At 63.7% G+C, this 12,621-nt stretch carries 16 protein-coding genes; 9 read left to right on the top strand and 7 right to left on the bottom strand.

All coding sequences use genetic code 11. The features are described 5' to 3' along the window. The first annotated feature begins 1 nt into the window (after nucleotide 1). The 3 genes from GDH07_RS01210 (at nucleotide 2) to GDH07_RS01200 (ending at nucleotide 3,739) form a co-directional block, all read left to right on the top strand. Entirely contained in the window at nucleotides 2–286 is a 285-nt protein-coding gene (locus tag GDH07_RS01210; protein ID WP_022641790.1) for a hypothetical protein, read from the top strand. Nucleotides 287–478: 192 nt separating this feature from the next. After that, the gene (locus GDH07_RS01205; RefSeq protein WP_152896518.1) at nucleotides 479–724 is read left to right on the top strand and encodes a TIGR02647 family protein; all 246 of its coding nucleotides are present in this window, start codon (nucleotides 479–481) and stop codon (nucleotides 722–724) included. Between the two features lie 168 nt (nucleotides 725–892). Next, nucleotides 893–3,739, top strand: coding sequence for a class I adenylate cyclase (locus tag GDH07_RS01200; protein WP_152896517.1), 2,847 nt, complete (start codon nucleotides 893–895; stop codon nucleotides 3,737–3,739). Nucleotides 3,740–3,746: 7 nt separating this feature from the next. On the opposite strand, the gene rnk is transcribed toward GDH07_RS01200, so the two are convergent. The 3 genes from rnk to cyaY all read right to left on the bottom strand — a co-directional run bounded on the left by rnk (nucleotide 3,747) and on the right by cyaY (nucleotide 4,871). Beyond that, nucleotides 3,747–4,160, bottom strand: coding sequence for a nucleoside diphosphate kinase regulator (gene rnk / locus GDH07_RS01195; protein WP_022641793.1), 414 nt, complete (start codon nucleotides 4,158–4,160; stop codon nucleotides 3,747–3,749). A gap of 141 nt (nucleotides 4,161–4,301) precedes the next feature. Beyond that, nucleotides 4,302–4,535, bottom strand: coding sequence for a DUF1289 domain-containing protein (locus tag GDH07_RS01190; protein ID WP_343038069.1), 234 nt, complete (start codon nucleotides 4,533–4,535; stop codon nucleotides 4,302–4,304). 3 nt (nucleotides 4,536–4,538) lie between these two features. Further along, on the bottom strand, nucleotides 4,539–4,871 hold the full coding sequence (cyaY, locus tag GDH07_RS01185; RefSeq protein WP_053133702.1) for an iron donor protein CyaY: 333 nt from the start codon (nucleotides 4,869–4,871) through the stop codon (nucleotides 4,539–4,541). 227 nt (nucleotides 4,872–5,098) lie between these two features. On the opposite strand from cyaY, the gene lptM reads away from it, so the two are divergent. From lptM to GDH07_RS01155, 6 genes are read left to right on the top strand one after another with little or no spacing between them, the layout of a single operon-like run. Then, nucleotides 5,099–5,254: an LPS translocon maturation chaperone LptM gene (gene lptM / locus GDH07_RS01180; protein WP_022641796.1), complete on the top strand. Its 156-nt coding sequence runs from the start codon at nucleotides 5,099–5,101 to the stop codon at nucleotides 5,252–5,254. A 9-nt stretch (nucleotides 5,255–5,263) separates the two neighbouring features. Beyond that, nucleotides 5,264–6,511 carry a diaminopimelate decarboxylase gene (gene lysA / locus GDH07_RS01175; protein WP_053133699.1) on the top strand — a complete coding sequence of 416 codons (1,248 nt, stop codon included), beginning with the start codon at nucleotides 5,264–5,266 and terminating at the stop codon, nucleotides 6,509–6,511. Between the two features lie 4 nt (nucleotides 6,512–6,515). Continuing rightward, nucleotides 6,516–7,346, top strand: a complete 831-nt coding sequence (dapF, locus tag GDH07_RS01170) for a diaminopimelate epimerase (RefSeq protein ID WP_022641798.1) — start codon at nucleotides 6,516–6,518, stop codon at nucleotides 7,344–7,346. A 13-nt stretch (nucleotides 7,347–7,359) separates the two neighbouring features. Next, nucleotides 7,360–8,085, top strand: coding sequence for a DUF484 family protein (locus GDH07_RS01165; protein ID WP_152896516.1), 726 nt, complete (start codon nucleotides 7,360–7,362; stop codon nucleotides 8,083–8,085). 2 nt (nucleotides 8,086–8,087) lie between these two features. Next, nucleotides 8,088–8,987: a tyrosine recombinase XerC gene (gene xerC / locus GDH07_RS01160; RefSeq protein ID WP_022641800.1), complete on the top strand. Its 900-nt coding sequence runs from the start codon at nucleotides 8,088–8,090 to the stop codon at nucleotides 8,985–8,987. Then, nucleotides 8,984–9,685 (top strand): HAD family hydrolase, encoded by a 702-nt coding sequence (locus GDH07_RS01155; protein WP_053133693.1) that lies wholly within the window; start codon nucleotides 8,984–8,986, stop codon nucleotides 9,683–9,685. The genes xerC and GDH07_RS01155 overlap by 4 nt, the downstream gene beginning before the upstream one ends. 77 nt (nucleotides 9,686–9,762) lie before the next feature. Here the strand turns inward: GDH07_RS01155 and sutA are convergent, their stop codons facing one another. The 4 genes from sutA to glnK form a co-directional block, all read right to left on the bottom strand. Further along, nucleotides 9,763–10,086: a transcriptional regulator SutA gene (sutA, locus tag GDH07_RS01150; protein ID WP_022641802.1), complete on the bottom strand. Its 324-nt coding sequence runs from the start codon at nucleotides 10,084–10,086 to the stop codon at nucleotides 9,763–9,765. A 101-nt stretch (nucleotides 10,087–10,187) separates the two neighbouring features. After that, on the bottom strand, nucleotides 10,188–10,613 hold the full coding sequence (locus tag GDH07_RS01145; RefSeq protein WP_022641803.1) for a secondary thiamine-phosphate synthase enzyme YjbQ: 426 nt from the start codon (nucleotides 10,611–10,613) through the stop codon (nucleotides 10,188–10,190). Between the two features lie 209 nt (nucleotides 10,614–10,822). Beyond that, nucleotides 10,823–12,160: an ammonium transporter gene (locus GDH07_RS01140; RefSeq protein ID WP_152896515.1), complete on the bottom strand. Its 1,338-nt coding sequence runs from the start codon at nucleotides 12,158–12,160 to the stop codon at nucleotides 10,823–10,825. 35 nt (nucleotides 12,161–12,195) lie between these two features. Further along, nucleotides 12,196–12,534, bottom strand: coding sequence for a P-II family nitrogen regulator (glnK, locus tag GDH07_RS01135; RefSeq protein WP_002555808.1), 339 nt, complete (start codon nucleotides 12,532–12,534; stop codon nucleotides 12,196–12,198). Between the last annotated feature and the right edge of the window lie 87 nt (nucleotides 12,535–12,621).

Below are 12,621 nucleotides of genomic sequence, written 5' to 3'. Positions count from 1 at the left end.
CATGAGCGAGCCAACCGATATCGACAACGACGAAGAAGAGTTCGCCGAAAACACCCTGATCGAGGCGATCGAGAACCAGATCGCCAGCGACAACCCGCCAGCGGCCAAGGCCACGTTCAACAAGCTGACCCTGGTGGGCTACGAGCGGGAAGAAATCCTCAACCTGATGGCTCATGTCCTGGCGATCGAGATCGATGCAATCCTCGAAGAAGACCGCCCCTTCGACACCCAGTGGTACGAAACCGCCCTGCGGGCCCTGCCGCAGCTGCCTCCCGAGAAGCAGTGACCCTCGCTTGCCGGGGCGCCACCTCATGCGGTGCCCCACCAACCTTCCAGCCGCTGGCTACACTGCAACCACCCTGCGGCCAAACACCGCTGTCCCGGGCCGCAAAAGAACTCAGCGAACGCTGGACACACCGCCGCCGTGCGGTCACCTTAAGAACGCTGACCTTTCATTCCTAGAAAGTCTGGAGTCCTTATGTCGTATACCCCTGAGTTGGTTGCCGAACTGGAAATCCTCGCACTGTTCAACCTGGACAGCTCCCAGGAAGGCCTGAAGATCCATCAGACCGCCGCCCCTTCCGCCATCGCTGCTGCCAAGCGCCTGTACACCAAGGAGCTGATCACCCAGCCCGATGGCGGCTACCTCACCAGCCTTGGCCGCGACGCCGCCGAGCATGCCCAGGGCCTGCTGACCATCCTCACCGTCGCTGAAACCGCCTGAAGTCTTCCCGGGCCTGCGGGACTCCCGTCTGTCGGGATTCCGTAGGCCGTCTCGCGCCAATGCGTTAGAAATCCGGCGTCAAAAAATAAAATCAGCTTAAGGCTCAGCCCCGTCTGCCGGTAAACTGCCCCCGACCCTGAACCTCGCCACGTTCGAGCCCCGCTTGAAATGCCCCATACCCATGAAATCCGTCCCGACCTGGATGAAGGAATCGACCGCAAGGTTCTCAGCCAACTTCGCGCGCGCTTTCTGACCCTCAACGAAGGACGCATGGCCCGGGCGATGGAGGGGCTGTCGGCGCGCCAGCAACTGGTCCTCAACCTGCTGCCGCTGTTCTTCCACGTCAATCACCCGCTGCTGCCCGGCTACGTCTCCGGGGCGACGCCAGCGGGCTTGTCCAACTACGAACCCGATCCCCAGGTACTGGCCGAAGCCCAGCGCCTGACTCGCTCCTTTTCCTACAAGGCCCGCCACGGCAACCCGCCACGACCGATCCATGGACTGTTCCTGATGGGCAGCCTGGGCACCCTGGCCCAGGCCGACCAGAGCGACATGGACGTCTGGGTCTGCCATGCCCCGGACCTGGACGAGAACGAACTGGCCGAACTACAGAAGAAATGCCAACTGCTGGAGGCCTGGGCCGAAGGCCAGGGCGCCGAAGCGCATTTCTTCCTCATCGATCCGAGCCGCTTCGTCCGCGGCGAACGCGACACCCAGCTGAGCTCTGACGACTGCGGCACCACCCAGCACTACCTGCTGCTGGACGAGTTCTATCGCACCGCCATTTGGCTCGCCGGACGTACGCCGCTCTGGTGGCTGGTGCCGGTGTACGAGGAATCGCGCTACGAGCAGTACATCCATACGCTGTTGTCCAAGCGCTTCGTGCCCGCCGAGGAAAACCTCGACCTGGGGCACATGGCGCGCATTCCCCCGGGGGAATTCATCGGCGCGGGGCTCTGGCAGCTGTTCAAGGGCATCGAGTCGCCCTACAAGTCGGTGCTCAAGCTGCTGCTGATCGAGGTCTACGCCAGCGAGCACCCTCGGGTCCAGTGCCTGAGCCTGCGCTTCAAGCAGGCGGTGTTCGCCAACCGCCTGGACCTGGATGAGCTGGACCCCTACATCGTGGTCTACCGGCGTATCGAGGAATACCTCAAGGCCCGCGGCGAACCCGAGCGCCTGGAGCTGGTGCGCCGCAGCCTGTATCTCAAGGTCAACCGCAAGCTGACTACCGGCAACGGCGCCCGCAATACGAGCTGGCAGCGGGCGCTGCTGGAGCGCCTGGCCGAAGAATGGGGATGGGACCAGCGCCAGCTGGCCCTGCTCGACAGCCGCAGCCAGTGGAAGGTGCGCCAGGTCGGCGCCGAGCGGCGCTCCCTGGTCAACGAACTGAACTACAGCTATCGCTTCCTGACCCAGTTCGCCCGTACCGAACAGGCCGCCAGCCTGATCAATAAGCGCGACCTGAACGTGCTGGGACGGCGCCTGTACGCGGCCTTCGAACGCAAGGCCGGAAAAATCGAATTCATCAACCCGGGCATCGCCCCGGACCTGGCCGAAGACACCCTGACCCTGGTGCAGTCGCCGAACCGCAAGGAGCCCGGCCAAACCCACTGGGGCCTGTACAACGGCAACCTGACGGCCCTGGAGTGGGAGCACTTCGCGCCGATCAAGCGCAGTCGCGAGTTGGTGGAGTTGCTCACCTGGTGCCATCGCAACGGCGTCATCGACAGCAGCACCCGCCTGGCCCTGCACCCCGGCAGCAGCGACCTCAGCGAGTTCGAGCTGTTCAACCTGCTGGGCAGCCTGCAACAGACCGTGGCCCTGCCGCTGAACACTGTCAGTGAGGACCAGTTGCTGCATGCCAGCGTCCCCAGCGAGGTGCTGGTGCTGGTGAACGTCGCAGTGGACCCGCTCAAGCACCATCGCGAGCTGAACATCCACATGACCACCGAGCGCACCGACTCACTGAGCTATGCCGGGGTGCGCGAGAACCTGGTGCTGACCCTGGACCAGGTCACACTCAACAGCTGGAACGAGGTCATGGTGGGCCGCCACGATGGCGAACATGCGCTGCTCGAGTGCCTGCGCGACTACCTCAACAACCTGCCGTCGGGGCCTCAGCCACGGTTGCGGGTCCGCTGTTTCTGCCACAACCGCGCGCAGTTCATCGCACGCCGGGTGGAGGAATTGTTCGAGACCGCGCAAGACCTGCTGCTCAGCCAGCTCAACTACCGCTACCTGATCCAGGTGCAGCAGCACTATCACGTCCTCGAACTGCTGCCTGGGCAAGTCCGGCACCGTGCCATGGCCACCCCCGCGGCGCTGCTGGAGTACCTGGGGCAGGAGCAAACCCGCTACAGCCCGCTGCACCTGGACCCCATGGCCCTGGAGGAGCACGACCTGGCGCTGGTCCTGCCCATGGGCCAGCCGGACTGCATCCAGGTGTTCTACCGGATCGTCGAGAACCAGGCCGAGCTGTATGTCCTGGATGAGCACAACGCCCTATGGCAGCAGACCCTGCCTTACCACGACGAACAGAGCTTGCTGGTGCCACTGCAGCGCTTCTTGCAATCGATCCTCTACCGCCGCGAGGCCCTGTTGCCCATGGACAACAGCCCCGGCGAGAAACCTCTGGATACACTCTATTTCCAGATATTGCCGTCAGGCACGGGCAGGGCGCGCCGGGTAGAGGCTCGCCCCGCGCCGCTGACCCCGATCGACAAGGGGTTCTACGACGTGCAGGCGATCATCGGCAAGGCCGCACCGGGGCAGGTGCAAGTCTCGCTGTACTGCAATCAACGGGAGTTTTCCGAACTGGAATATGGCGACCAGCTGTTCAGTGCGGTGGTCCAGGAAATCGTCGAGCAACGTCGCGAACCGGAACGCTACCGTTGCTACATCACCGACCTGGACCTGTCCGGCCTGCTCGGTGATGGGCAAAGCTCGAGCATTCTCTACCTGCGTTACAAGGCCAGCCTGGAGCGGGCCCTGAACGAGGCGCTGGAGCAGGTCTAGGCAGGTATCAGAGGTGGAAGTCGCCTGCGGCTTCCGGCTGGTATTCGACTTCCAGCAAGGTCAGTTTCAGGGTCTTGCCGCCCGGGGCCGGCCAGTCGATGTATTGACCGACCTGCAAGCCCAGCAGCGCACTGCCCACCGGCGCCAGGATAGAGATCTTGCCTTCGTCGGCATTGGCATCCTGTGGATAGACCAGGGTCAGGTGATAGTCCTTGCCACTGCTTTCTTCACGGCAGTGCACTCGCGAGTTCATGGTGACGACACCGGCCGGAACCTCATCGTGACCCACCAGCGTTTCGGCGCGATCCAGCTCGGCTTGCAAGGCAATGACGCCTGGCAGCGAGTCGTCCAGACTATCGATCAGGCGCTCCAGACGCTGTACGTCAAGGCGGGTAAGGATGATGGATGGTGCAGTACTCATGATCCTGGCTGACTCCTGTTTTTTCTGCACAAAAAAGCAAAACCCCGCCAAATAAGACGGGGTTCTCACCGGCCTCGAGGTAGCGAGGCGAAGTCGGACACTATCACAGCATTCGCAATAAACAAACCGTGCGGATATACGCTACAGGTCCCCCGGTGCAGCGACCTGTTTACGCTGCAGTGCCTGGGCGCAGATCACCCGGCGACGCTCGTCGTCGGCCGAGCGCCATTCGCGGATGTCCTCCACATGCCGGAAACAGCCGCGACAGACCTTTTCCTCATCAAGGCGGCACAGGCTGATGCATGGCGAACCCACGGCGGGGCTGACGTTGCTGTAGAGCGGCTTGGGCGGGCGAACCGCAGGGCTCTGGCTCACGACTCAGAGCCCGTCGAACTCGAGCTTGATGTCGGCCTGCTCGAAGACGATGCGCTCGAGCATCTCGCCCAGTTGCTCGGCACTCTTGTCGCACACCCAGCGTTCGCTTTCTTCGTCGTAGTCGAAGTGGAAACCACCGGAGCGCGCGGCCAGCCATAACTGGCGCAGGGGCTCCTGGCGACTGAAGATCACCTGGCTGGCGTTGTCGAACTTGACGGTGAGCACGCCGGCCGAGCTTTCCAGGTCGATGTCCAGGTCGCTCTCATCGAAAATATCCTCCAGCGCCTGCTGGGTGGCGTCCACCAGGTCGTGGAAACGGGCTTCGGTCAAACTCATTGCGGGAACCTCGAAAAGTGTCTAGTCACGCTCAAGCGCCGCAAGATACGGGCGCCTCCCGGTGAATGCAAAGGATACAGAACCTGCAGCCACCCGGGGCGACCAATCCTCCGGCAGGCCCCGCAGCCGTTGACGAAGGCTCCCCCGGCGAGATTTGCCTTGCATAGGCAAGCTGCCGGGTGGCCGGTATACTCGGGCGCAATTTACGCATTCTCAAGGATTTCGCCATGAAGCGCCTGATCTCCGCCCTTGCTGCGCTCGTCGCGGTTGCCTGCCTTGTAACCGCCTGCGGCCAGAAAGGCCCGCTGTACCTGCCTGACGACAGCAAATCCCCTGAAGAGCAGTCCAAGGCGCACAAGCACGACACCTACGACACCTACTAAGGGCCCGCCATGGACGCTTTCAACTACCGCGACGGCGAGCTGTTCGCGGAAGGCGTAGCCCTGTCCGCCATTGCCGAGCGTTTCGGTACGCCCACCTACGTCTATTCCCGGGCGCATATCGAAGCCCAGTACCAGGCCTATGCCGACGCTCTTGCCGGCATGCCGCACCTGGTCTGCTTCGCGGTGAAAGCCAACTCCAACCTGGGAGTGCTCAATGTCCTGGCGCGCCTGGGCGCCGGCTTCGACATCGTCTCCGGTGGCGAACTGGAACGAGTGCTGGCTGCCGGCGGCCAGGCCGACAAGGTCGTCTTCTCTGGCGTCGGCAAGACCCGTGACGACATGCGCCGCGCCCTGGAAGTGGGCGTCCACTGCTTCAACGTCGAATCCGCCGAGGAACTGGAGCGCCTGCAACAGGTGGCCGCCGAGCTGGGCGTGCGCGCCCCGGTGTCGCTGCGGGTCAACCCCGATGTCGATGCCGGCACCCATCCGTACATTTCCACCGGCCTCAAGGAAAACAAGTTCGGCATCGCCATCGCCGCCGCCGAGGATGTGTACATCCGCGCGGCACAGCTGCCCAACCTGGAGATCGTCGGGGTCGACTGCCACATCGGTTCGCAACTGACCACCCTGGCGCCCTTCATCGATGCCCTGGACCGCCTGCTGGACCTGGTGGATCGCCTCGCCGAATGCGGTATCTACCTGCGCCACATCGACCTCGGTGGCGGCCTGGGCGTGCGTTATCGCGACGAAGAGCCACCGTTGGCCGCCGACTACGTCAAGGCGGTACGCGAGCGCCTGGCCGGGCGCGACCTGGCCCTGGTGTTCGAGCCGGGCCGCTTCATCGTCGCCAACGCCGGCGTGCTGCTGACCCGCGTGGAATACCTCAAGCACACCGAACACAAAGACTTCGCCATCGTCGACGGCGCCATGAACGACCTGATCCGCCCGGCGCTGTACCAGGCCTGGATGGATGTCAGCGCCGTCCGGCCCCGGGATGCCGAACCCCGTACCTACGACATCGTCGGCCCGATCTGCGAAACCGGCGATTTCCTCGCCAAGGAACGCTCGCTGGCCCTGGCCGAAGGTGACCTGCTGGCCGTGCATTCCGCCGGCGCCTATGGTTTCGTCATGAGCTCTAACTACAACACCCGCGGCCGTGCCGCCGAAGTACTGGTCGATGGCGACCAGGCTGTGCAAGTGCGTCGCCGCGAAACGGTGGCCGAGTTATTCGCTGGCGAAAGCCTGCTGCCGGAGTAAGACCATGCTGCTGCGTTTTACCAAGATGCACGGCCTGGGCAATGACTTCATGGTTCTCGACCTGGTCAGCCAGCACGCGCACATCCAACCCAAGCACGCCAAGCAATGGGGGGATCGCAATACCGGGATTGGTTTCGACCAGTTGTTGATCGTCGAGGCCCCGACCAACCCGGATGTGGATTTCCGCTATCGGATCTTCAATTCCGATGGTTCCGAGGTGGAGCAATGCGGCAACGGTGCGCGCTGCTTCGCCCGGTTCGTACTGGACAAGCGCCTGACCACCAAGCGCCGGATCCGCGTGGAGACCAAGAGCGGCGTGATCGAGCTCGACGTGCGCAACGACGGCCAGATCAGCGTCGACATGGGCCCGCCACGCCTGGTGCCGGCCGATATCCCGTTCCAGGCGCCAGCCCAGGCCACCAGCTATGCCCTGGAGGTCGACGGACGCCAGGTCGAGCTGGCCGCCGTCTCCATGGGCAACCCCCATGCGGTGCTGCGGGTCGATGACATCAACAGCGCACCGGTCCACGAGCTGGGCCCGAAGATCGAGCACCACCCGCGCTTCCCGGCCCGGGTCAATGTCGGTTTTCTCCAGGTCCTGGATCGCCAGCGCGCGCAATTGCGGGTGTGGGAACGTGGCGCCGGGGAAACCCAGGCCTGCGGGACCGGCGCCTGCGCAGCCGCAGTGGCCGCGATCAGCCAGGGGTGGATGGATTCGCCGCTATTGATCGACCTGCCGGGCGGACGCCTGTCCATCGAATGGGCAGGCCCTGGCCAACCGGTGCTGATGACCGGCCCGGCAGTACGCGTATACGAAGGACAGGTGCGTCTATGAGTGAGCGAAATCCATGACCGACCAGCCGCAGGTTCCCAGCACAACGCCCGACGAATCCCCCGCGCAGAACCTGGAAGCGGCGGCCGTCGCCGCCTACCTGGAGGCGCACCCGGACTTCTTCGTCGCCCACGAAGAACTGCTTCCGGCCTTGCGCATTCCCCACCAGCGCGGCGATACCGTCTCGCTGGTGGAGCGGCAGATGAAGATCCTGCGCGAGCGCAACATCGAGATGCGCCATCGCCTGTCGCAACTGATGGACGTGGCCCGGGACAACGACCGGCTATTCGACAAGACCCGGCGCCTGATCCTCGCGCTGCTGGACGCCACCAGCCTCGAAGAAGTGGTGATGAGCGTCGAGGACAGCCTGCGCCAGGAGTTCCAGGTGCCTTTCGTCAGCCTGATCCTGTTCAGCGACAACCCCATGCCGGTGGGCCGCTGGGTATCGGCAGCCGAGGCCCAGGGCGCCATCGGCGGCTTGTTGTCCGAAGGCAAGAGCGTCAGCGGCAGCCTGCGCGAGCATGAGCTGGACTTCCTGTTCGGCGAAGAACAGCGCAAGCAGATCGGCTCCACTGCAGTGGTGGCCCTGGCGCACCAGGGCATGCACGGCGTACTGGCCATCGCCAGCCGCGATCCACAGCACTACAAGAGTTCGGTGGGCACCCTGTTCCTCAACTACATCGCCGAAGTCACCGGCCACGTACTGCCGCGCTTCACCCACTCCCTGCGCTCGGTCCGCTGAGCATGCAAGGACAACTGGACGCCTACTGCGCGCACCTGCGCAGTGAGCGCCAGGTGTCGCCCCACACCCTGGAGGCCTACCGCCGCGATCTTGGCAAAGTGCTGGGGTTCTGCGAGAAGCAGCAGATACGCAGCTGGGTCGACCTGGATATCCAGGGCCTGCGCAGCCTGATCGTACGCCTGCACCAGCAGGGGCAGTCCTCCCGCAGCCTGGCCCGGCTGTTGTCCGCGGTACGCGGGCTGTATCACTACCTGAATCGCGAAGGGTTGTGCGAGCACGACCCGGCCAACGGCCTGGCGCCGCCCAAGGGCGAGCGGCGGCTGCCCAAGACCCTGGATACCGACCGGGCCCTGCAACTGCTCGATGGCGCGGTGGAAGACGACTTCCTGGCCCACCGCGACCAGGCGATCCTGGAGCTGTTCTATTCCTGCGGATTGCGCCTGTCCGAGCTGACCAGCCTGGATCTTGCGCAGTTGGACCTGGCCGACGGCCTGGTGCAGGTCCACGGCAAGGGCAGCAAGACCCGGGTCCTGCCGGTGGGCCGCAAAGCCCGCGAGGCCCTGGCGCTGTGGCTGCCACTGCGGGCCTTGAGCAACCCGCCGGACGGCGCCCTGTTCGTCAGCCAGAAAGGCCGGCGTCTCGGCCCCCGGGCCATCCAGCTGCGGGTCAAGGCCGCGGGCGAGCGCGAGCTGGGGCAGAACCTGCACCCGCATATGTTGCGCCACTCCTTCGCCAGCCACCTGCTGGAGTCCTCCCAGGACTTGCGCGCCGTGCAGGAGCTGCTGGGTCATTCGGACATCAAGACCACGCAGATCTATACCCACCTGGACTTCCAGCACCTGGCCGCGGTCTACGACAGCGCCCATCCACGGGCCAAACGCAACAAAGGCGGTGAACAATGACCATCAAGCTGATCACCTTCGATCTCGACGACACCTTGTGGGACACCGCTCCGGTGATCGTCAGCGCCGAGGCCACCCTGCGCCAGTGGCTGGCCGAACATGCCCCAGACCTGGGCGGCGTGCCGGTGGAGCACCTGTGGGCGATCCGCGCGCAAGTGCTGGAGCGCGAGCCCGAGCTCAAGCACCGGATCAGCGCCTTGCGCCGGCGCGTGCTGTTCCATGCACTGGAGGAAGCGGGATATGAACAGGCTGAGGCCAGCCGGCTGGCCGCAGAGGGCTTCGAAGTGTTCCTGCACGCCCGGCACCAGCTGGACATCTTCCCCGAGGTGCAACCGACCCTGGAGGCCCTGGCCAATCACTTCGCCCTGGGAGTGGTCACCAACGGCAATGCCGACGTGCGTCGCCTGGGCCTGGCGGACTATTTCCAGTTCGCCCTGTGCGCCGAGGATATCGGCATCGCCAAGCCCGATGCCCGGCTGTTCCAGGAGGCCCTGCAGCGCGGCGGCGCCAGTGCCGACACCGCGGTGCATATCGGTGACCACCCGGGCGACGACATTGCCGGCGCCCAGCAGGCCGGCTTGCGCGCCATCTGGTTCAACCCGGGCGGCAAGGCCTGGGAAGCCGAACGCGCACCCGATGCGCAGATCCGCAGCCTGACCGAACTACCCGCGCTGCTGGGACGCTGGAAATCCCTCTAGACGCCCGCCCGCTCTTTACACCGGCATGAAAAAACCCGCAGCGACGGCGGGTTTTTTCAGCAAGCAAGTAGCAAGGCTCAGATAGGCCGGCTGCCGTACTTGTTATCAGGCTTCTTGGGCGGGTCGGCGACCACGTTGGCCTCGACTTCCTGCACTTTACCGCCACGGGCCAGAAATTCTTCCATGGCACGCGCCAGTGCATCGCGCTCCTTGTTCTTGGCTTCGACACTCGGCAGCTCGTCTACCGAGACAGCGGCCTTGGACTTGCCTTTGGCGGTCGGAGCGGGAGCATCACCGCCATCGTCTTCCGCCACATCTTCGGCGGCCGCTTCAAGACCTTCTTCGGTATCGTCTTCGTCACCTACTTCGAGGTCGTCGTTTTCCAGATCATCGTCGCTCATGTTCTACCTCATGACTTGCGAAAAGCAGATTAGTTATAGCCCAGCTCGGCCATCTGTCGAAGGCTGCCGGAAAAAATCAACATCCACTGATACTCAGCGGCTTATGCCTTATCACCCTGCAAGGTGACAAGGACTTTACGAGCACCGCCGTGATCACGGTGCTCGCCCAGGTAAACACCTTGCCAGGTGCCCAACGCCAGCCGGCCCGCCGAGATCGGCAAAGTCAGCTGACAGCCTAGCAAACTGGCCTTGAAGTGGGCCGGGAGGTCGTCCGCGCCTTCGTCGTTGTGTTCGTACCCGCTCATGCCTTGGGGCACCAGGGTATTGAAGAAACGTTCGAAGTCGCGTCGGACCGCCGGGTCGGCATTCTCGTTGACGGTCAACGAGGCCGAGGTATGTTGCAGCAACAAGTGCAGCAGTCCGACTCGATATGCCTTCAACTCAGGCAAGCCGGCGAGCAACTCGTCCGTTACCAGGTGAAAGCCCCGGGGCCTGGCCCGCAGGGTAATCAGGGTCTGTTGCCACATACCTATCTCCACGCTTCGGCGCGCATTCTAGCGCGCTCAGGAAAAAAACAAAGCGCCGAATAATCCTGCTTTAGTGTAAGCATTTGCCCTACTAAAAATCGTCTGGCAAACCTGCCAAGGCTCATCATAAAAACCTTTCAGCCTTCCTCAATGACAAGCACCAGGCAAAAAAATGCCCGGCCGAAGCCGGGCTTTTTCGAGCAGGGTGCTTACAGGTTGTAACCGCGCTCATTGTGCTGGGCCAGGTCGAGGCCGACAGCCTCTTCTTCCTCGGTCACCCGCAGGCCGATGATCGCATCCAGCACCTTGAGGATGATGAAGGTCGCCACGGCGGTGTAGATCACGGTCAGGCCCACACCCTTGGCCTGGACCCAGACCTGCGCGGCAACGTCGGTCACGGTGCCGAAGCCACCCAGGGCCGGGGCGGCGAAGACCCCGGTCAGGATCGCTCCGAGAATGCCGCCAATGCCATGCACGCCGAAGGCATCCAGGGAGTCGTCATACCCCAGCTTGCGCTTGAGGCTGGTCGCGCAGAAGAAGCACACCACACCCGCCGTCAGGCCGATGACCAGGGCCCCCATCGGGCCGACGGTACCGGCCGCCGGAGTGATCGCCACCAGGCCTGCCACCACGCCCGAGGCGATCCCCAGGGCGCTGGGTTTACCGTGGGTGAGCCACTCGGCAAACATCCAGCCCAGGGCCGCGGCAGCGGTAGCGATCTGGGTCACCAGCATGGCCATGCCGGCAGTGCCATTGGCCGCTGCGGCGGAACCGGCGTTGAAGCCGAACCAGCCGATCCACAGCATCGCCGCGCCCATCAGGGTGTAGCCGAGGTTGTGCGGGGCCATTGGCGTGGTCGGGAAGCCCTTGCGCTTGCCCAGCACCAGGCAGCAGACCAGGCCGGCGATACCGGCGTTGATATGGACTACGGTGCCGCCGGCGAAATCCAGCACGCCCCAGTCGCCCATCAGCGAACCCGGACCGCTCCAGACCATGTGCGCAATGGGCGCATAGACCACGGTGAACCAGATGCCCATGAAGATCAGCATCGCCGAGAACTTCATCCGCTCGGCGAAAGCACCGACGATCAGCGCCGGAGTGATGATGGCGAAGGTCATCTGGAAGGTGACGAACACCGCCTCGGGGAACAGCGCTGCCGGACCGGTCACGCTGGCCGGGGTGATACCGGCGAGGAAGGCCTTGGACAGGCCGCCGACGAAGGAATTGAGGTTGACCACGCCAGCTTCCATCCCGCTGGTGTCGAACGCGATGCTGTAGCCATAGATGAACCACAGGACAGTCACCAGGCCAGTGATGGCGAAGCACTGCATCATCACCGAAAGAATGTTCTTGGACCGCACCATGCCACCGTAGAACAGCGCCAGCCCGGGGATGGTCATGAACAGTACCAGGGCGGTGGAGGTGAGCATCCAGGCGGTGTCGCCGGAATTGAGGACTGGAGCAGCCGCTTCGTCTGCCGCCATGGCCAAGCCAGGCATTACGAGGGGCAAAAGGGCTCCTAGCCCTGCGAATTTACGCAGAGTCATGTTGTTTTCTCCTGGGGCGTTGGGTTTGGGGCGGCTTAGATTGCGTCGGTATCGGTTTCGCCGGTACGGATGCGAATAGCCTGTTCCAGATTGACCACGAAGATCTTGCCGTCACCGATCTTGCCGGTGTTGGCAGCCTTGGTGATGGCCTCGATGACCCGGTCCAGATCCTTGTCGTCGATGGCGACATCGATCTTCACCTTGGGCAGGAAATCGACCACGTATTCCGCGCCGCGGTACAGCTCGGTATGGCCCTTCTGCCGACCGAAGCCCTTGACCTCGGTGACGGTAATGCCCTGCACGCCGATTTCGGACAGCGACTCGCGCACGTCGTCCAACTTGAACGGCTTGATGATGGCGGTGACTAGCTTCATGAAACTCTCTCCCGAATTGGTGGACTTGCCCCAGGAAAACAAACCCGACTCAAGTCTAAGCGCAGTGCCTGGCTTTGTAACGCATCG

Source organism: Pseudomonas piscis (genome assembly GCF_009380155.1).
Lineage (GTDB): Bacteria > Pseudomonadota > Gammaproteobacteria > Pseudomonadales > Pseudomonadaceae > Aquipseudomonas > Aquipseudomonas piscis.
The sequence above is the reverse complement of the archived record's forward strand: the minus strand, read 5'-3'. Positions and strand labels throughout refer to the sequence as shown.